Origin of the sequence: Acinetobacter sp. S4400-12, assembly GCF_024129495.1 — a bacterium.
GTDB lineage: Bacteria > Pseudomonadota > Gammaproteobacteria > Pseudomonadales > Moraxellaceae > Acinetobacter > Acinetobacter lwoffii_C.
This window is the reverse complement of sequence record NZ_JAMXYB010000126.1, coordinates 1-219: the sequence shown is the minus strand read 5'-3', so window position 1 is coordinate 219 and position 219 is coordinate 1. Positions and strand designations below refer to the sequence as shown.

Here is a 219-nt window from a genome sequence, read left to right as displayed (position 1 = left end):
ATTGATGTATCTGAGGGTCTGTAGCTCAGTTGGTTAGAGCACACGCTTGATAAGCGTGGGGTCACAAGTTCAAGTCTTGTCAGACCCACCACTACTGACGAAGCAAGCAATTGCAGAGTAAGACAGAGAATCAGAAACATTAAATCTAAATGATAAGCTGGGGACTTAGCTTAGTTGGTAGAGCGCCTGCTTTGCACGCAGGAGGTCAGGAGTTCGACT

1 tRNA gene is annotated in these 219 nt (G+C 46.6%); it reads left to right on the top strand.

The features are described 5' to 3' along the window. Positions 1-14: 14 nt before the first annotated feature. Positions 15-91, top strand: a tRNA-Ile gene (locus NI461_RS14185). Positions 92-219 lie beyond the last annotated feature (128 nt).